This is a genomic window from Avibacterium paragallinarum (assembly GCF_900450705.1).
Classification (GTDB): domain Bacteria; phylum Pseudomonadota; class Gammaproteobacteria; order Enterobacterales; family Pasteurellaceae; genus Avibacterium; species Avibacterium paragallinarum.
The window spans coordinates 661,187-681,002 of record NZ_UGHK01000002.1 but is presented as its reverse complement, the minus strand read 5'-3'; the positions used below and the strand labels follow the sequence as shown (position 1 = coordinate 681,002).

The 19,816-nt window shown below is 43.7% G+C and carries 17 protein-coding genes; 16 read left to right on the top strand and 1 reads right to left on the bottom strand.

Annotated elements, in window-relative coordinates; translation table 11 throughout:
* Positions 1 to 6 precede the first annotated feature (6 nt).
* The 12 genes from murE (at position 7) to lpxC (ending at position 14,398) form a co-directional block, all read left to right on the top strand.
* Positions 7 to 1,482: a UDP-N-acetylmuramoyl-L-alanyl-D-glutamate--2,6-diaminopimelate ligase gene (gene murE / locus DXZ23_RS07975; protein ID WP_017805968.1), complete on the top strand. Its 1,476-nt coding sequence runs from the start codon at positions 7 to 9 to the stop codon at positions 1,480 to 1,482.
* On the top strand, positions 1,479 to 2,873 hold the full coding sequence (gene murF / locus DXZ23_RS07970) for a UDP-N-acetylmuramoyl-tripeptide--D-alanyl-D-alanine ligase (RefSeq protein WP_017805969.1): 1,395 nt from the start codon (positions 1,479 to 1,481) through the stop codon (positions 2,871 to 2,873). The genes murE and murF overlap by 4 nt, the downstream gene beginning before the upstream one ends.
* Positions 2,867 to 3,949 (top strand): phospho-N-acetylmuramoyl-pentapeptide-transferase, encoded by a 1,083-nt coding sequence (mraY, locus tag DXZ23_RS07965; protein WP_017805970.1) that lies wholly within the window; start codon positions 2,867 to 2,869, stop codon positions 3,947 to 3,949. The genes murF and mraY overlap by 7 nt, the downstream gene beginning before the upstream one ends.
* 31 nt (positions 3,950 to 3,980) lie before the next feature.
* Complete coding sequence (murD, locus tag DXZ23_RS07960) at positions 3,981 to 5,303, top strand: UDP-N-acetylmuramoyl-L-alanine--D-glutamate ligase (RefSeq protein ID WP_021724166.1); 1,323 nt, start codon at positions 3,981 to 3,983, stop codon at positions 5,301 to 5,303.
* Between the two features lie 9 nt (positions 5,304 to 5,312).
* Positions 5,313 to 6,491, top strand: a complete 1,179-nt coding sequence (gene ftsW / locus DXZ23_RS07955; RefSeq protein WP_035687578.1) for a putative lipid II flippase FtsW — start codon at positions 5,313 to 5,315, stop codon at positions 6,489 to 6,491.
* Positions 6,484 to 7,569, top strand: coding sequence for an undecaprenyldiphospho-muramoylpentapeptide beta-N-acetylglucosaminyltransferase (gene murG, locus DXZ23_RS07950; protein WP_017805973.1), 1,086 nt, complete (start codon positions 6,484 to 6,486; stop codon positions 7,567 to 7,569). The genes ftsW and murG overlap by 8 nt, the downstream gene beginning before the upstream one ends.
* A gap of 22 nt (positions 7,570 to 7,591) precedes the next feature.
* Positions 7,592 to 9,022, top strand: coding sequence for a UDP-N-acetylmuramate--L-alanine ligase (murC, locus tag DXZ23_RS07945; protein WP_017805974.1), 1,431 nt, complete (start codon positions 7,592 to 7,594; stop codon positions 9,020 to 9,022).
* 13 nt (positions 9,023 to 9,035) lie between these two features.
* Positions 9,036 to 9,962: a D-alanine--D-alanine ligase gene (locus tag DXZ23_RS07940; protein ID WP_017805975.1), complete on the top strand. Its 927-nt coding sequence runs from the start codon at positions 9,036 to 9,038 to the stop codon at positions 9,960 to 9,962.
* Positions 9,962 to 10,729: a cell division protein FtsQ/DivIB gene (locus DXZ23_RS07935; protein ID WP_017805976.1), complete on the top strand. Its 768-nt coding sequence runs from the start codon at positions 9,962 to 9,964 to the stop codon at positions 10,727 to 10,729. The genes DXZ23_RS07940 and DXZ23_RS07935 overlap by 1 nt, the downstream gene beginning before the upstream one ends.
* A gap of 42 nt (positions 10,730 to 10,771) precedes the next feature.
* On the top strand, positions 10,772 to 12,049 hold the full coding sequence (gene ftsA, locus DXZ23_RS07930; RefSeq protein ID WP_017805977.1) for a cell division protein FtsA: 1,278 nt from the start codon (positions 10,772 to 10,774) through the stop codon (positions 12,047 to 12,049).
* Positions 12,050 to 12,130: 81 nt separating this feature from the next.
* On the top strand, positions 12,131 to 13,438 hold the full coding sequence (gene ftsZ / locus DXZ23_RS07925; protein WP_017805978.1) for a cell division protein FtsZ: 1,308 nt from the start codon (positions 12,131 to 12,133) through the stop codon (positions 13,436 to 13,438).
* Between the two features lie 42 nt (positions 13,439 to 13,480).
* Entirely contained in the window at positions 13,481 to 14,398 is a 918-nt protein-coding gene (lpxC, locus tag DXZ23_RS07920; RefSeq protein WP_026138506.1) for a UDP-3-O-acyl-N-acetylglucosamine deacetylase, read from the top strand.
* A gap of 60 nt (positions 14,399 to 14,458) precedes the next feature.
* On the opposite strand, the gene DXZ23_RS07915 is transcribed toward lpxC, so the two are convergent.
* Positions 14,459 to 15,379 (bottom strand): LysR family transcriptional regulator, encoded by a 921-nt coding sequence (locus tag DXZ23_RS07915; RefSeq protein WP_017805980.1) that lies wholly within the window; start codon positions 15,377 to 15,379, stop codon positions 14,459 to 14,461.
* Positions 15,380 to 15,520: 141 nt separating this feature from the next.
* On the opposite strand from DXZ23_RS07915, the gene hchA reads away from it, so the two are divergent.
* The 4 genes from hchA (at position 15,521) to pheA (ending at position 19,777) form a co-directional block, all read left to right on the top strand.
* Positions 15,521 to 16,387, top strand: a complete 867-nt coding sequence (hchA, locus tag DXZ23_RS07910; RefSeq protein WP_017805981.1) for a glyoxalase III HchA — start codon at positions 15,521 to 15,523, stop codon at positions 16,385 to 16,387.
* 80 nt (positions 16,388 to 16,467) lie between these two features.
* Positions 16,468 to 17,217 (top strand): SDR family oxidoreductase, encoded by a 750-nt coding sequence (locus DXZ23_RS07905; RefSeq protein WP_017805982.1) that lies wholly within the window; start codon positions 16,468 to 16,470, stop codon positions 17,215 to 17,217.
* 74 nt (positions 17,218 to 17,291) lie between these two features.
* Entirely contained in the window at positions 17,292 to 18,287 is a 996-nt protein-coding gene (locus DXZ23_RS07900; RefSeq protein ID WP_021724159.1) for an NAD(P)H-quinone oxidoreductase, read from the top strand.
* Positions 18,288 to 18,613: 326 nt separating this feature from the next.
* Entirely contained in the window at positions 18,614 to 19,777 is a 1,164-nt protein-coding gene (pheA, locus tag DXZ23_RS07895) for a prephenate dehydratase (RefSeq protein WP_017805984.1), read from the top strand.
* Positions 19,778 to 19,816 lie beyond the last annotated feature (39 nt).

The following is a 19,816-nucleotide window of genomic DNA, read 5'->3' as shown; positions in this document are numbered from 1 at the left end:
AAATCAATGAAAAATCTCACCGCACTTTTAGGCATCACCCCGTTGCCGCAAGAGGTTGAGTTAAAAGAAATGACCCTAGACAGCCGCTCTGCAAAGACTGGCTGTCTTTTCGTTGCAATAAAAGGGCATCAAACAGACGGCAGAAACTACATTTCGCAAGCGATTAGCAATGGAACAAGTGCGGTGCTTTTTGAAGCCGATTTTCCAGAACAGCATTTAACTGTGCAAATGGAGCAAGGCGTTCCGATGATTGCTTATTACGCATTGCCTAAGCATTTGTCGGCGATTGCAGGGGCGTTTTATGGCGAGCCTTCTCATCTGCTCACATTGGCTGGCGTAACGGGAACGAACGGCAAAACCACCGTGGCACAGCTTTTAGCTCAATGGACGACGTTGCTCGGACATCGTAGTGCGGTAATGGGAACGATCGGCAACGGGCTATTGGGGCAAATCAAAGAAGCAGCGAACACCACAGGTTCAGCGATCGAAATTCAAAAAACGCTAGCGGAGTTTGTACAGGCGGGAGCAGATTTTGCCGCTATTGAAGTGTCCTCACACGGCTTGGTGCAACATCGTGTGGAAGCTTTAAAATTCGCGGTGGCGATCTTCACCAATTTGAGCCGTGATCATTTGGATTATCACCACACAATGGAAAATTATGCGGCGGCAAAATTCCGTTTATTCAATGAATTGGATTGTCAGCACAAAGTGATCAACGCCGATGATCCGGTGGGTGAACAATGGCTACAAAACTTGCCTGATGCCATTGCGGTGAGTTGCCAAGCGGATTTCCAACCGCAACATCAACAATGGCTAAAAGCGGAGCAAATCCAGTTTCATCAGCACGGGGCGACAATTCCCTTCGCTTCAAGCTGGGGAAAGGGCGAATTACATAGTCCTCTAATTGGAGCATTTAATGTGAATAATTTACTGTTCGCTTTTGCTAGCCTGCTCGCCTTAGGTTATGAACTGCCAGCACTGTGTGAAAGTGCGGTGCGATTACAGGGCGTTTTGGGGAGAATGGAACGCTTGACCGCACCAGAGCAAGCCACCGCGATTGTGGATTATGCTCATACGCCAGATGCCTTAGAAAAAGCCTTGCAAGCCGCCCGTTTACATTGTGAGGGCGAGCTTTATTGTGTGTTTGGCTGTGGCGGTGATCGCGACAGGGGAAAACGCCCACAAATGGCACGCATTGCGGAGCAGTTTGCCGATCGCGTAATCGTTACTGATGACAACCCGCGCACGGAAGATCCCGCAGCCATTATGCAAGACATTCAGGCAGGTTTTGAGAACGTGGATAAGGTGGCAATCATTCATCAGCGGGATTTTGCTATTCGTTACGCCCTGAGCCTTGCACAACCGCGAGATGTGGTGCTGATTGCGGGCAAAGGACACGAAGATTACCAAATTATCGGCACAACGAAGTTGCCATTTTCCGATCAAGAAACCGTAAAACAATATTTTAGTGAAACAAAATGATTAAATTAACCACGCAGCAATTAGCTGAAATACTCCACGGCACGCTTCACGGCGATGGCGACATTGCGATTGAAAATGTCAGCACCGACACTCGCCAAGCCAACCCGCAAGGGCTGTTTTTTGCCTTACGAGGTGAACGTTTTGACGGGCATCAATATTTAGCCGAAGCGGTAAAACAAGGGGCGTTGGCTGCGGTCGTAGATCATCAATGTGAGCTTGAAGCCTCGCACAGCGTGCCGCAAATTGTGGTGGTAGATACCCGCTTGGCGTTAGGTCGCTTAGGGCAATGGCTCAAGGCGGAAATTAACCCTTTAACCGTAGCGATTACGGGCTCATCAGGCAAAACCACGGTGAAAGAAATGACCGCGTCCATTTTGCAACAAAGTGCGGTCAGTTCTGAGCAAGTTTTATTTACGCAGGGCAATTTTAATAATGACATCGGCGTGCCGCTCACCTTATTGCGTTTAACTCCACAGCATAAATTTGCAGTGATTGAGCTAGGGGCAAATCACCTTGGCGAAATTGCTTATACCACAAACTTAGTGCGTCCTAACGTGGCGATGGTGAATAACGTTGCCGCTGCTCATTTAGAGGGCTTTGGCAGCCTTGAAGGTGTGGCTCAGGCGAAAGGCGAAATCTATCAAGGGCTGGCTTCGCAAGGTATCGTATTGATTAATTTAGATTGCCATTATCTTGATGATTGGCAGAAAAATATCGGCGACCATCAAGTGCGGTCATTTTCTTTGGCAAATTCTGCGGCAGATTTTTATGCTTCAGACATTCAGCTTAATGAGCAAGGCTCGCATTTTATTTTGCACAGCCCGCAAGGAAACGTGGCGATCACCCTGCCTTATTTGGGCGAGCATAACATCAGCAATGCCCTAGCTGCTGCCGCCTTGGCGATGAGTGTGGGGGCAACACTTGCTGATGTACAACAAGGCTTAGCAAAAGGCACAAAAGTGAAAGGGCGTTTGTTCCCTCTCCAGCCGTGCGACAATTTATTGTTACTTGATGACACCTATAATGCCAATGTGGATTCTTTGCAATCCGCCATTCAAGTGTTACAAAAATATCCCGCTTTTCGTATTTTAGTGGTTGGCGATATGGCGGAATTAGGCGAAAATACGCAGTTTTGTCATCAGCAAGTGGGCGAGGTGGCAAAAGCGGCACAGCTTGATTATGTGGTGAGCTATGGCGAACACAGTGCGGAAATTTCAGCCCAATGCGGCGGAATGCACTTCACCGATCAAGGGCAATTAGTGGATTTTATTCGTCCGTTAATTGCAGAAAAATTATTGCAAAATCAAAACGTGGTGCTGTTAGCCAAAGGCTCTCGCCGAATGCAGTTAGAAAATGTAATTGAATTATTAAAGGATAGCTTCCAATGTTAGTTTGGCTCGCGGAATATCTCCAGCAATATCACAGTGGCTTTAATGTCATTTCTTATATTACCGTGCGTGCGATCTTGGCTTTATTGATCGCACTGTTGATTTCTTTGTGGGTGGGCCCAAAGGTGATCCGCCGTTTGCAAATTCTCAAATTTGGGCAAGAAGTGCGTAATGACGGGCCTGAAAGCCATTTGAGCAAAAAAGGCACGCCAACAATGGGCGGCATTATGATTTTGTTCGCTATTACTATCAGCACCTTGCTGTGGGCGAATTTAGCCAATCCTTATATTTGGTTCAGCTTATTTGTGCTGTTAGGTTATGGTGTGGTGGGCTTTGTGGACGATTACCGCAAAATCACGCGTAAAAATACCGATGGCTTGATCGCTCGTTGGAAATATTTTTGGCTATCCGCCATTGCGTTAGTTGCTGTGTTTGGAATGTATGCCATCGGCAAAGATACCAATGCCACTCGCCTTGTTGTGCCATTCTTCAAGGAAATTATGCCGCAACTGGGCTTGTTCTATATTGTGTTGGCGTATTTTGTGATTGTTGGCACAAGTAACGCGGTGAACTTAACCGACGGCTTAGACGGCTTGGCGATTATGCCAACGGTCTTTGTAGCAGGAGCGTTCGCCTTAATCGCGTGGGCGACGGGGAATGTGGAATGGTCGAGCTATTTATACATTCCGCACATTAAATACACCTCTGAACTGGTAGTGTTCTGTACCGCGATTGTCGGGGCTGGGCTAGGCTTCCTTTGGTTTAATACTTATCCCGCACAAGTGTTTATGGGCGATGTGGGATCGCTTGCCCTCGGCGGAGCGTTGGGCGTGATCGCCGTGTTGGTACGACAAGAGTTTTTATTGGTGATTATGGGCGGAGTGTTTGTAATTGAAACCCTCTCAGTGATTTTGCAAGTGGGATCATACAAATTGCGTAAGCAACGTATTTTCCGAATGGCACCGATTCATCATCATTTTGAATTAAAAGGCTGGCCCGAACCACGTGTAATTATCCGCTTTTGGATTATCTCGCTAATGTTGGTGTTGCTTGGCTTGGTTACCTTGAAGCTACGTTAAGAAAACCTGAGAAAAGAGGGTGGGGAAAACAATGAATCCATATCAGCATAAAAATATCTGCGTTATCGGTTTAGGCAAAACGGGGCTGTCTTGCGTGGACTTTCTGCTCGCCCGTCAAGCCAATGTGCGAGTAATGGACACTCGCTCAACGCCTGCGGGGATAGAGCAACTACCGCCCTCTGTTGTGGTGCATACAGGCGGGCTGAATCAGCAATGGCTGTTGGAAAGCGATATGATTCTCATCAGCCCAGGGCTTGCGGTAAAAACGCCTGAAATTCAGACCGCACTTCAAGCAGGCGTTGAAGTGGTGGGCGATATTGAATTGTTCTGCCGTGAAGCGGACAAGCCAATTATCGCCATCACAGGTTCAAACGGCAAAAGCACCGTTACCACACTGGTGGCAGAAATGGCGAAAGCAGCGGGCTTAACGGTGGGAATGGGCGGAAATATCGGCATTCCTGCCCTATCGTTGCTCAATCAAGGCAATGACATCTATGTGCTTGAGCTGTCGAGTTTTCAACTGGAAACCACTTACAGCTTGCAAGCCATTGCCGCTACCGTGCTGAATGTGAGCGAAGATCATATGAACCGCTATGTGGATTTGGAAGATTATCGCCAAGCGAAACTCAAAATTTATCATCATTGCCAAACAATGGTGGTGAATAGTGAAGATCCGCTTACCTTGCCCTCAGATCAAAATGAGAATAAAAGTGCGGTACAAAAACAAGTATATTTTGGTGAGCAGAACGCGGATTATTGGTTAAAAACCGAAAACGACAAGCAATATTTAATGGCATACGATGAAATGATCTTGCCTTGCGATGAAATGAAATTAACGGGTCGCCATAACTATTTGAACGCCCTTGCCGCGATCGCTTTGGCACAAAGTGCGGGGATAAATTTACACGGAATTTGCACCGCACTTCGCGAATTTACGGGCTTAGATCACCGCTTTCAACTCGCCCATTTCGCTAACGGCGTGCGTTGGATCAACGATTCCAAAGCCACCAATGTAGGTAGCACCGTTGCCGCTTTAACGGGCTTACAAGTGGCTGGCAAACTCTATTTATTGCTCGGTGGCGACGGCAAAGGGGCGGATTTTTCCGAACTGGCGGCGTTGATTAACCAACCGCACATTTATTGTTACTGCTTTGGACAAGATGGCGAACAGCTCGCCGCCTTATCCGCCCAAAGCCAATTATTTGCCACAATGGAGCAAGCCATTGAGGCTTTCCGACCGCACTTAGTGGCAGGGGATATGGTCTTGCTTTCGCCTGCTTGTGCGAGCTTGGATCAATTTGCCTCTTTTGAAAAACGTGGTGAAGAATTTACCCGCTTAGCCAAATTAAGCTAGAGAATAAGAATGCGATTGATAGACAATTTGAAAGAATATTCACGAATTACGCCCACCAATTTGCTGTATGACCGAGCGTTATTATGGCTATTTGTGAGCTTATTGCTGATTGGTTTGATTGCGGTAACTTCCGCCTCAATCCCTGTAGGAACGCGATTATTCAATGATTCTTTCTATTTTGCAAAACGTGATGCCATTTATGTGGTGCTTTCCATTTTCGCTTGCTACACGGTGTTGAATATTCCTACGTCCTTTTGGGAAAAATATTACGGCTATGTGTTTTGGCTCGCGGTCATTTTGTTACTGTTGGTATTAATCCCAGGGATTGGAACGCGAATTAACGGGGCAAGGCGTTGGATTCCAATGGTCTTTTTTAACTTCCAGCCTGCCGAGTTCGCCAAGTTGGCACTCACTTGCTTTCTTGCTAGCTATTTTACTCGCCGTTATGATGAAGTGCGAAGCCGTAAGTTGAGTGGCTTGAAGCCGATGATCGTAATGGGCGTATTTGGGGCGTTATTATTGTTGCAACCCGATTTAGGAAGTACCGTAGTGCTGTTTGTGATTACCGCGGGAATGCTGTGGATTGTGGGGGCGAATGGCTGGCAGTTTTTTGCCTTGTGGGCTTCTGGGGTATTATTGCTTCTCTGGCTTGCCATTTCTTCCGCTTACCGCTTGAAACGTTTAACGGGCTTTATGGATCCGTTCAAAGACCCTTATGGCACAGGCTTTCAGCTTTCCAATTCCTTAATGGCATTTGGGCGTGGCGAGTTTACCGGCGAGGGGCTAGGCAATTCGATCCAAAAATTAGAATATTTACCCGAAGCTCATACCGACTTTGTAATGGCTGTCGTGGGGGAAGAATTTGGTTTAATCGGCATTGTCTTTATTATTTCTCTCTTAGCGTTATTAATTTTCCGTGCGATGAAAATCGGGCGGGAGGCCTTGCAAATGGAGCAACGTTTTAAAGGCTTTTTTGCATTTGGGATCAGCTTTTGGATTTTCTTTCAAGGCTTCGTGAATTTAGGAATGGCATTAGGCTTATTACCGACAAAAGGGCTGACCTTTCCACTCGTGAGCTACGGGGGATCGAGTTTGATCATAATGTCGGTGAGTGTGGGAATTTTGCTCCGCATTGATCACGAAAATCGAATGATGCGAAGCGGACACGCACGCTTGCGTGATGATTAAAAGAAAAGGATATATTGTGGCACAACAACAAAAAAAACGTTTATTAGTGATGGCTGGCGGCACGGGAGGACACGTTTTCCCTGCCATTGCGGTCGCACAATATTTACAGGCTCAGGGCTGGGAAATTTGCTGGCTTGGCACGCGTGATCGAATGGAAGCTCAACTCGTGCCAAAACACGGCATTCCCATTGAATTTATTCAAATTTCGGGGTTACGCGGAAAGGGCTTAAAAGCCTTACTTGCCGCTCCGTTTAATATTTTACGAGCCATTTGGCAGGCGAGAAAAATTATCAAGGATTATCAGCCTAACGTAGTGCTTAGTATGGGGGGGTATGTGTCAGGTCCTGGTGGTGTGGCAGCAAAACTTTGCGGTGTGCCTATTGTGTTGCACGAGCAAAATGCCGTCGCGGGGCTAACCAATTCGTGGTTAGCGAAAATTGCCACCCGCGTTTTACAAGCCTTTCCGAACGCCTTTAAAAATGCTGAGGTGGTGGGAAACCCTGTACGCCAAGCATTATTTGAGATGCCAAGCCCCGAACAGCGTTTTGCGGCACGTTCAGGTAGACTCAATGTGCTAGTAGTGGGGGGAAGTCAAGGGGCGAGAGTACTCAATTTAACCTTGCCAAAAGTGGTTGCCGCATTGGGTGAGAAATTACGCGTGCGTCATCAAGTGGGTAAAAATATGGTGCAAGAAATCACCGCACTTTATCCACAAGGTGCGGACGTTGAAGTGACGGAATTTATTGATGATATGGCAGAAGCCTATGGTTGGGCGGATATTGTTATTTGCCGTTCAGGTGCTTTAACGGTGTGTGAACTCGCTGCTGTGGGAACACCTGCGATTTTTGTTCCTTTCCAACATAAGGACAGACAGCAATATTTAAATGCGAAATATTTAGCCGATGTGGGGGCGGCACAGATTATTGAGCAAAAAGATCTCACCGCAGAGGCATTAATTGAGCGTTTAACCCAATTAGATCGCCCACAATTATTGGCAATGGCGGAAAAAGCCAAAGCAATGGCAAAGCCAAAATCTGCTCAGCAAGTGGCAGAAGTGATTATTAACGTGGCGAAATAAAAGAATAATAAGAGGCAAGCAAATGAAAGAATTTCAAAAACGCGTCAGACAAACCGTGCCTGAAATGCGTCGGGTAAAACAGATCCATTTTGTAGGGATTGGTGGAGCTGGAATGGGCGGAATTGCGGAGGTTTTGCTTAACGAGGGCTACCAAATTACAGGTTCAGATATCGCAGAAAATGCGGTAACAAATCGCTTAACTTCTTTAGGGGCAAAAATTTATTTTTCTCATCAAGCTGCCAATATTGAAGGGGCGAGCGTAGTGGTGGTGTCCAGTGCCATTAAAGATGACAATGTAGAAGTGGTGGAAGCCCATAAAAATCGCATTCCCGTGATCCAACGGGCTCAGATGTTGGCTGAAATTATGCGTTTTCGACACGGTATTGCCATTGCGGGGACGCACGGCAAAACGACTACCACTGCAATGATTTCAATGATTTATGCACAGGCTGGGCTTGATCCAACGTTCGTGAATGGCGGATTGGTGAAATCGGCAGGCACAAACGCTCATTTGGGAGCGAGCCGTTATTTAATCGCTGAAGCGGACGAAAGCGATGCCTCTTTTTTACATTTACAGCCAATGGTTTCAGTGGTTACCAATATTGAGCCTGACCATATGGAAACCTACCACGGTGATTTTGAAGAAATGAAGCAAACCTATGTGAATTTCTTGCACAATCTGCCGTTCTATGGGCTAGCGGTGCTGTGTGCTGATGATCCTGTTTTGACGGAATTGATTCCGAAAGTGGGTCGCCAAGTGATCACTTACGGCTTCAATGAAAATGCGGATTATCGCATTGAAAATTACCAACAAACGGGCTTTCAAGGGCATTACACGGTGGTTACGCCACAAGATGAACGCGTCAATGTGTTGCTTAATGTACCGGGGAAACATAATGCGTTAAATGCTACCGCCGCTTTTGCAGTGGCAAAAGAAGAGGGCATTAGCAACGAGTCAATTTTAGCCGCCCTTGCCGATTTCCAAGGGGCAGGGCGACGTTTTGACCAGTTGGGACAATTTATTCGTCCAAATGGCAAAGTGATGCTGGTTGATGATTATGGTCATCACCCAACGGAAGTGGGCGTTACCATTGAAGCCGCGAAAAAAGGCTGGGAAAACAAGCGAATTGTGATGATTTTCCAACCACATCGTTATTCCCGTACGCGAGATTTATTTGATGATTTTGTGCAAGTGCTATCGCAAGTTGATGTGCTGATTATGCTTGATGTTTATGCTGCAGGCGAGGCCCCGATTGCGGGGGCAGATAGCCGATCGCTGTGTCGCTCCATTCGCAATTTAGGCAAGGTTGATCCGATTTTCCTTGCAGAGCAAGAGAATTTGGCACAAATTTTGGATCAAGTGATTCAAGACGGCGATTTGATTTTGGCACAAGGGGCGGGAAATGTGAGCAAGTTATCCCGTCAATTAGCAGAACGTTGGACAGAAAATTAATGGGAATAACTCAATGACAAAAACATTAAAACAAGAAAAAATTGCGGTATTACTGGGTGGCACATCGGCGGAGCGTGAGGTTTCCCTCAATTCAGGGCAAGCGGTGTTAGCGGCATTACAAGCTCAGGGATTTAATGCTCACCCAATCGATCCCAAAACCTTTCCTGTGGCAGAATTAAAAACGCAGGGTTTTGACCGCGTATTCAATATTTTGCACGGACGCGGCGGGGAAGACGGCACAATGCAGGGGCTATTAGAACAAATTGGCATTCCATACACAGGGTGCGGGGTGATGGCTTCGGCACTCACAATGGATAAAATGCGTACTAAAATGCTGTGGAAAGCCTTTGGTTTGCCTGTGGCAGAAATGGAAATCGTAACAAAATCAACGCGATCCGAACTAAATCCGCAAGCGGTTGTCGAAAAATTAGGTTTGCCGTTAATGGTGAAGCCTTCTTTGGAAGGCTCAAGCGTGGGCTTAACTAAAGTGAATCACCTCGATGAATTAAAAAGTGCGGTGGATTTTGCCTTAGAATTTGATGACACCATTTTAATTGAGGAATGGCTCTCGGGTGGCGAATATACCGTACCTGTGCTTGATGACGAAGTCTTGCCCGCAATCAAAATTGTGCCAGAGGGGGAGTTTTATGATTATGAAGCCAAATATGTTTCTGACAATACGCAATATTTTTGCCCAGCAGGATTAAGCGAAGAACGCGAGCAAGAATTGCGACAACTGGTTAAACGGGCTTATGACGCGGTGGGTTGTCGAGGTTGGAGTCGCATTGATGTGATGATGGACGGGCAAGGGCAATTCCGCTTAGTGGAAGTGAATACCAACCCGGGAATGACTAGCCATAGCTTATTTCCTAAATCCGCTGCGGTGGTTGGCTATTCTTTTGAGCAACTGGTTGTGAAAATTTTGGAGTTAAGTATTTAATGAATGTATTGCGGCATAAAGCAACGCTGGGAATCAAAAATGTAAAGCAAAAATCCCGTTTTTTTATGCAAGTCAAGCCGTTAATTGTGCTATTATTCATCGGACTTTTGTTTTATGTTTATAACAACTGGCAAGGCTGGTTGGAAAAATTAGACGCTCGCCCGATTAGTGCATTTAATTTAGTTGGCACGCCAACGTTTACCACCGATGAAGATGTGCGTGATATGCTGATAAAAATGGGGAAACTGAAAGGCTTTTTTGGGCAAGATGTTACGCTAGTTCGAGAGCAAATTCAAAAAATGCCTTGGATTAAGCAAGCGGTAGTGAGAAAAATTTGGCCTGATCGTTTAAATATTTGGGTGAGTGATTATTCACCTGTTGCTATTTGGAATGATAATGAATTGTTATCCAGCGATGGCACCATATTTAAGCTCCCAATGGATAAATTAAAAGATAAAAATCTACCGCACTTAATCGGTCCCGACTATCAAAGTTTAGTTGTGCTAGAAGCGTGGAAGAAAATTTATAGTGAGCTGAAATCGAAAGACTTAATTTTAAAATCAGTAGCCTTAGATGAACGTGACGCTTGGCAACTTGAGCTAGATAATGGGGTCATTTTGAAATTGGGACGGGGTGAGTGGCAATCAAAACTAGATCGTTTTGTGACCATTTATCCACAAATTGAAGTTCCAGAAAATAAAAAATTGGTTTATGTGGATCTGCGTTATAACGTAGGGGCAGCGGTTGGGCTAGCGGATAATGATTAGCCCGCTAAGATGAGCGAGTTGAAATAATTAAGAAGTGATAAAATGGCAAAGATTGTGGAATCAAAAACAATTGTTGGATTAGAAATCGGCACATCTAAAGTTGTCGCGGTTGTCGGTGAGGTGTTACCTGATGGCGTTGTGAATGTGTTAGGCGTGGGAAGTTGCCCCTCTAAAGGCATTGATAAAGGTAGCATTACGGATTTAGGTGCGGTGGTTAATTCGATTCAGCGTGCAATCGAAGGGGCGGAATCTGTTGCGGATTGCCAAATAATGAGCGTTACCTTAGCAATTACGGGCGATCATATTCAAAGCTTAAATGAAAGCGGCTTTGTTCCCATTGCAGACGGTGAAGTAACGCAAGATGAAATTGATTCCGCAATGCATACCGCAAGCACGGTGCAAATTGGTGAGGGGCTTTCCTTATTGCACATCATTCCACAAGAATATGCCGTTGATAAACAAGTGAATATTAAAGATCCGCTAGGGCTACAAGGGGTTCGCTTAAAAGCTCAAGCTCATTTAATTGCGTGTCATCAAGATTGGCTAAATAACCTGAAAAAAGCGGTGGAACGTTGTAAATTAAAAGTGGATAAAATTGTTTATTCGGGCTTAGCTTCAGGTTATTCCGTACTGACGGATGATGAAAAAGATCTTGGTGTTTGCCTCATTGACTTCGGGGCTGGCACAATGGATATTGTGGTGTACACCAATGGAGCATTGCGTTTTAGTAAAGTGATTCCTTACGCCGGAAATCGGGTTACTGATGACATTGCTTACGCCTGTGAAACCTCAAGGACTGAGGCCGAACGCATCAAGGTGAATTACAGTAGTGCTTGCACCCCACCATCGCAACACCCAGAGAAGCGAATTGAGGTAAACGGCATTGCGGGAAGAGCCCCGAGAATTTTAAGCAAAGAACAATTATCTGTTGCTACTTCAGCACGTTACGAAGAGTTATTGGGACTTGTTCGCCAAGAATTAGACCAATTACGTTACGAATTAGAAAGTAAGCAAATGAAATTTGAGCTGATCGCAGGCATTGTGATTACTGGTGGCGGGGCTCAAATTGAAGATTTAAGACAATGTGCGTCTAACGTTTTTGGAATGCAAGTGCGGATTGGTAGCCCAATGAATATTACCGGTTTAACCGATTATGTGAATAAACCGCAATATTCAACCGTAGTAGGGTTGTTGCAATACAACCATAATGATAGTGATGAAAGCCCAATAAATGATCAATTTGGTTCAGGCGAACATTTTTTAGTTTCAGTTTGGTCTGGATTTAAAAAATTTGTGAATAAAGTGCGGTCTGAATTTTGAGAATTTTTATTTTTCATCTACAATAAGAGCAATTTAAGTTTTAATTTGTGCCACAGGTGTTGGCATTAACGGAGAATACATATGTTTGAACCAGTGGATTATGATCTTGGTGATATGAATGGCGCCTTGATCAAAGTAGTGGGTGTTGGCGGCGGTGGCGGTAATGCTGTAAACCATATGGTCGCCAATATGGTTAAAAATGAGGTCGATGGAACTTTGGCTGGGACTGATGAATTTACATTCCCAATGGATAATGAGGAACACGACAGAATCATTTTCTACGCTGTTAATACCGATGCCCAAGCATTGCGTAAAAGTAATGTACAACAAACTGTTCAAATTGGTGCAACCACTACGAAAGGATTGGGTGCTGGTGCAAACCCTAATGTAGGACGTAAAGCTGCAGAAGATGATCAAGACGCAATTCGAGCAATGCTTGAAGGGGCGGATATGGTCTTTATCGCTGCGGGAATGGGCGGTGGTACAGGAACAGGGGCCGCACCTATTGTCGCCCAAATTGCGAAAGATCTTGGTATTCTCACCGTTGCCGTGGTAACCAAACCGTTCTCATTTGAAGGCAGAAAACGTATGCAGTTTGCCGAAATGGGGATCAAAGAACTTTCTAAGCACGTTGATTCACTGATCATTATTCCAAATGAAAAATTACTAAAAGTTTTAGGTAAAAATACGACTTTATTTGATGCTTTCGCTGCCGCAAATGATATTCTCCGTAATGCAGTAACAGGTATCTCTGATATGATTACCTCGCCAGGCTTAATGAACGTGGACTTTGCTGACGTTCGTACGGTAATGTCTGAAATGGGACGTGCTATGATGGGAGCCGGAATTGCGGAAGGTGAATCAGGCGATGGGCGTGCAGAAAAAGCAGCTCAAGAAGCTGTAGCGAGTCCATTATTAGAAGATGTTGATTTATCTGGTGCAAGAGGCGTTCTTGTGAATATTACCGCTGGATTTGATTTAGGTTTAGATGAATTTCATGTAGTAGGGGAAACAATTAGGGCATTTGCTTCTGATGATGCCACTGTTGTAGTAGGAACTTCACTTGTTCCAGATATGACGAATCAAATTAAAGTAACGATCGTTGCGACAGGAATTGGTGATATTGATACACCTGATATTCAGCTTGCACCACACAATGTTCCGCTCGGGCAACCAATGCAAAAAGGAAATGCTGAGCCATTTATGCAGCCGCAACAAACAGGTTACCAACCTTATAATCAACAGCAAAATTCGATGCCAAATCGCCCAGCGGATTTAACTAATCGAAAAATTTTAGATACGCCAATTACTGATCGTTTAAATTCTCTTAAAAGAGAGGACAGTTTAGTGAATGCGAACAGTTTTATGCGTAAACCAGAAGATAAATAAAGGAATAAATCTTATTGTTATGCAATGGATTTAGAAAACATTATGATTAAACAAAGAACCTTAAAACAGAGTATTAAAGTAACAGGTGTAGGGCTACATAGTGGCAATAAAGTAACTCTAACTTTACGTCCTGCAATGGCAAATACTGGGGTGATTTACTACCGTACGGATTTAAACCCACCAGTAACGTTCCCAGCCAATGCAAATGCCGTACGTGATACAATGCTTTGTACTTGTTTGATAAATGAAGAAGGCATTCGTATTTCAACGGTAGAGCATTTGAATGCTGCCTTAGCAGGCTTAGGCATTGATAATGTGATTATTGAAGTGGACGCACCAGAAATTCCAATTATGGACGGCAGTGCCAGCCCATTCATTTACCTTTTATTAGATGCGGGTATTGAAGAACAAAATGCGGCGAAAAAATTTATTCGCGTGAAAAAGCCAATTCGTGTGGAAGACGGTGATAAATGGGCAGAATTTAAACCTTACAACGGTTTCCGTTTAGATTTCACCATTGATTTCAATCACCCAGCGATTGGTAAAGATGTGCGTAATTATGTGATGGATTTCTCCGCACAAGCTTTCGTGCAACAGATTAGCCGTGCAAGAACCTTTGGTTTTATGAAAGACATTGAATATTTACAATCACAAGGTTTAGCGTTAGGTGGTAGCCTAGATAACGCCATCGTGCTTGATGATTATCGCATCTTAAATGAAGATGGTCTTCGCTTTAAAGATGAGCTAGTACGCCACAAAATGCTTGATGCCATTGGTGATTTATATATGTGTGGTTATAACATCATCGGTGATTTCAAAGCCTATAAATCAGGACACGGCTTAAATAACAAATTATTAAGAGCCTTGCTTGAAGATCAAGAAGCGTGGGAGTTTGTTACCTTTGAAGACAAACAGCAAGTTCCACAAGGTTATCTCGCTCCAAATCAAGTATTTATCTAAATCATAAAATGAATAAAGCCATATTAAAAAATATGGCTTTATTTTTCACCGCACTTTATTTTATTCACTTTTTTCCATTTCTATCTGCTTCACAATATCTTGTAAAATCGTTTTTAATTTCTCAAAAACAAATAATACCCGTTCACTCACCACGTTTTGATAAGGGCGATACAAATAAAGCCGCCATTTTTGTTTTTCCACCTCTGGAAACAGTTCTACCAATTTCCCTTGATCGATATAAGGCTGGCATAAAATGTCGATCAACTGTGAGCAAGTTCGCCCCGCCAAGGCAGATTGCAATTCGCTATACATATCGGAAGCCAAAAATTTCGGGTGAGTTGGAATAAAATGCTGTTGAGTATTAATTTGCCAGTGCCAAATGCGTTTTAGTTTCGGGTTAATCAAGCCACTGAGCGGATAGTTTAACGCCAGATCTTGTAGGCTCTCAGGCGTGCCTAAACGTTGCAATAATTTTGGTGCAGCAACAATTTTTTCTTGCAAGGTAAAGATATGATGGGCTATCCAATCTTGTTCTGGCTCAAGGCACACGCGCAGCCCAATATCAATTTGATCATCAATAGTTTTCAGCTTATCTAAAGAAACACGCCAATCAATGACCAAATCGGGATAGGGTTCAAGTGCGGTCAATAATTCATATAAAAGCTGATCGTTATAAGGCATCGGCGGTACGGTAATTCGCACAATGCCTTGCATCGCTTTATCATTAATTTTTTGTGAAGAAAAAAGCCGTTCGCTATCGACCAATAATTGTTGTGCTTGGGGCAGAAATTGCTCGCCAAATTCGGTGAGTTTAATGCTACGTGTATTGCGTTGAAATAAGCGTTCACCCAGCAGATTTTCTAGCTCGGCAATCATTCGGGTTACCACTTGTGGCGATACCGCAAGGCGTTGTGCAGCTTCGCGAAAATTTAAGGTTTCACTGGCAACACTAAAATAACGAAGTGCATCAAGTTTATTCATATTATTCCTTTTTTGCGAATAGTCTATTCCGATTTTATCCCTTTTCAATGTAATTATCTAGGGATAGAATGCACGCCAGAAAAAACGCTAAAACGGTTTTTTATAGTGAACTTTATAAGATAAAAACTTTTGGAGAGTAAAATGACAGATTTAAGTAAAAAACCAGTGGCGGATCGCGCTGAACACAATGCGTTCTTCCCATCAGAATATTCTTTAACACAATATACCAGCAAAAAAACAGACTTTGATGGTTTCAAATTCGATAAACCTTATACTGGTGGTAAACACAAAGTATTAATGATCGGTACAGATGAGCGTTATATCGAAATGCAAAACGGTAAATTATTCTCAACAGGTAACCACCCTGTTGAAATGTTATTACCTATGTTGCATATGCACCACGCAGGCTTTGAAATTGATGTAGCAACCTTATCAGGTAACCCAGTTAAATTAGAAATTTGGGCAATGCCAGAAGAAGACAAAGCGGTAATGGATTTATATAACCAATACTTGCCAAAATTAGTGAATCCGAAAAAATTAGAAGATATTTTACCTGAAGTGTTAGCGGAAGATTCACCTTATATCGCCGTATTTATCCCAGGTGGTCACGGTGTATTAGCTGGCGTGCCACACAGCAAAGACGTGAAAAAAGTGTTAGATTGGGCATTAAATAAAGATAAACACGTGATCACTTTATGTCACGGCCCAGCGTCTTTATTAGCGGCTGGCGTAGGCGAAAAAGCGGAAGATTTCCCATTCAAAGGCTATGAGCTTTGCGTATTTCCAGATTCATTAGATGAAGGCGCAAACCAAGCAATCGGCTATATGCCAGGTAAATTACAATGGTTAGTGGGTGAAAACCTTGCTAAATTAGGCGTGAAAATTATGAACGAAGGCATCACAGGCCAAGTTCACAAAGATCGCAAATTGCTTACCGGCGACAGCCCATTGGCATCAAATAACTTAGGGATTTTAGCTGCTGATGAATTATTGAAAGCAGTGAAATAACCCCCAAGAGCGGTGTAAAATTGAGAAAATTTTCACCGCTCTTTTTTTATCTAATAAAATCAATGAAATAAGGAATGACAATGAGCAATAATATTCAAGGCAAAGTGGTATTAATCACAGGGGCATCAAGTGGATTAGGTGAAGAAACCGCGCGTCATTTGGCGTCATTAGGGGCTAAAGTGGTGTTAGGCGCAAGACGCTTAGAGCGTTTGCAAGCCCTTGCTGAGCAAATTCAACAGCAAGGTGGTGAAGCCGTTGTGGTGCAAATGGACGTATCAAAACGTGAAGACGTAGAAAAATTGGCACAAGCCGCGTTACAACAATTTGGTCGCATTGATGTGTTAATCAACAACGCAGGCATTATGCCGGGGGCGGTGATGAGTGCATTAAAAGTGGACGAATGGGATCGAATGATTGATGTGAATATCAAAGGCGTGCTATATGGCATTGCGGCGGTGCTGCCAACAATGCTTGCACAAAATTCAGGGCATATCATCAACCTTTCTTCTGTGGCTGGTTTGAAAGTGTCATCAGGTGGCGGTACAGTATATAGTGCTACAAAATTCGCTGTGAAAGCGATTAGCGAAGGGTTGCGTGCCGAAATGGCAGGACATAATATCCGCGTAACCACCCTTTACCCAGGGGCGATTGAAAGCGAACTAAAATTCAGCAGCAGCGATCTTGAATCTCGCGAACGCGTGCAAAAATTCTATGCCGCCCACGAAATTCCAGCCAGTTCTATTGCTCGTGCCATTGCTTATGCGGTGGAACAGCCAGACAACGTTGCTGTGAACGAAATCACCGTTCGCCCAACGGTGCAAGAGTTTTAATTCACGTTCATTTTTATCACAGAATGCCGTTTTTGAACGGCATTATTACTTTTACGGGAATAAGGAAAATATCAATGCAGCAATTAATGCAACAAATTAATATGCGAGAAGCAGGCTCGCCCGATGTGTTATTTATAGAACAAGCCACCATTCCAACACCGCAAGCAGGTGAGCTGCTGGTTAAAGTGGCTTATGCAGGGGTAAATCGCCCTGATATTATGCAGCGCCAAGGGTTGTATCCAATGCCTAAAGGCGTTACGCCCATTATGGGCTTGGAGCTTTCAGGCACAGTGGTTGCGCTGGGTGAAGGTGTGAGTGAATTTCAGCTAGGTGATAAAGTTTGCGCCTTAACGGACGGTGGTGCTTATGCCGAATATTGCCTTGTGCCAGCCAGCCAAGCCTTACCCGTTCCTAAAAATTATTCGTTGCTAGAAGCCGCCGCGCTGCCCGAAACCCTTTTCACCGTTTGGGTAAATTTGTTTATGCAACAACAGGTTAAAGCAGGGGAAAGTTTATTGGTTCACGGCGGAACAAGTGGCATTGGACTAATGGCACTCGCGATTGCACAAAGTTTAGGCATTAAAACCTATGCCACCGTAGGTAATGCGAAAAAATGTGCTGTTGTTGAACAATATGGAGCGATTGCGATTGACTATAAAACGCAAGATTTCGCTGAGGTTATTCAAAGTGCGGGTGGAATTGACGCGATTTTAGATGTGGTGGGTGCGAGCTATTTCCAACGAAATTTAGCTTGTTTAAAACAAAATGGCAGATTGTTTTTAATCGGCTTTATGGGCGGGACAGTGGCACAAAATGTGGATTTATTGCAAATCGCCTTAAAACGCCTCCATATCACCGGCTCAACAATGCGTAGCCGCACAAAAGCTGAAAAAGCGGAAATTGCCCAATCGCTAAAACAAAATGTATGGAATAAATTAGAAAACGAACAAATCGCCAAGCCAATTATTCACCAAGTCTTTGATTTTAAAGAAGTCAAAGATGCCCACGAAGAAATGGACAAAGGCACGCACATTGGAAAAGTGATGCTAGCGTTTGATGAAATGCAGTAGGTAAACGCTCTATTTATGTAAAATGGGGTAAAAAATGACCGTATTTTATAAGCAAAAGTGCGGTGGGATTTTTTGTTTTTTCGGTGAATAAATGGCATGGGCGGACACATAGGTCTGCCCTTACATTTGAAAAATGCGGTTGAAAAAACTGTTTAAAAAAGTACCGCACTTTTTAGATTTGAGTCATTTTTTAGATTTTTTGAATAATTCAAAGAAAATTGCTTGACGGCTGAAACGCACTATATTTAACAAAGAAAAACTATTCATTTGATCTCACCAAAAATCTTGTTTATCCTAACCCAATTCCAAATAAATGAGATAATAAAATGGCATTAGATTTATCCGAGATTCGACAACAAATCACCCAAATTGACCGCAGTCTATTGAAATTGCTCTCTGAGCGTCATCGCTTGGCTTATGATGTGGTGCGTAGCAAGGAAATCACGCAGAAAGCCTTGCGTGATGTTGAGCGTGAACAGCAGTTATTACAAGAACTTATTCAATATTCTGAAAATGAAAATTATCAGCTTGACCCACAATACATTACGCAAATTTTCCAGAAAATTATTGAAGATTCTGTGCTGACTCAACAAGCCTATTTGCAAAAGAAACTCAATGAACAGCGTGAGCAAAATAGCCACATTGCTTTCTTAGGTAAACGCGGATCTTATTCTCATCTTGCGGCACGCAGTTATGCAACCCGTTATCAAAAACCGTTCATTGAACTGAGTTGCAGCTCTTTTGAGCAGGTGTTTGAAAAAGTGCAAAATGGCGAGGCAGATTACGGCATTTTGCCGTTGGAAAACACGACTTCAGGTTCTATAAATGAAGTCTATGATTTGTTGCAGCATACAGATTTATCGCTCATTGGTGAATTGGCATACCCGATCAAACATTGCGTACTCGCAACGGAACACAGTGAATTAAGCCAAATTGACAGCCTATACAGCCATCCGCAAGTGATCCAACAATGCAGACAGTTTATTCGTAGCCTTGATCGTGTACATATCGAATATTGCGAAAGCAGCTCGCACGCAATGCAGTTAGTGGCAAGCCTGAATAAGCCAAATATTGCAGCATTGGGGAATGAAGATGGCGGCCATCTTTATGGCTTACGCGTGCTGAAAAGCAATATTGCCAACCAAGAGAATAACATTACCCGCTTTATTGTGATTGCCAAAGAGCCTGTGGTGGTATCGCCGCAAATTCACACTAAAACCCTGTTATTGATGACAACAAATAAACGCCAAGCCGGCTCACTGGTGGACGCGTTATTGGTGTTCAAAAAGCACAATATTAATATGACGAAACTGGAATCCCGCCCAATTTACGGGCAGCCGTGGGATGAAATGTTCTATCTTGAAATTGATGCGAATATTAACAATCCAGAAGTTCAACAAGCCCTTGATGAGTTAAGAGAATACAGCAACTATCTGAAAATTTTGGGCTGTTACCCAAGTGAAATTGTAAAACCAGTAGATGTTGTATAAAAGTGCAACTCTAAAGGAAATCATTCAATTTTTGATTAG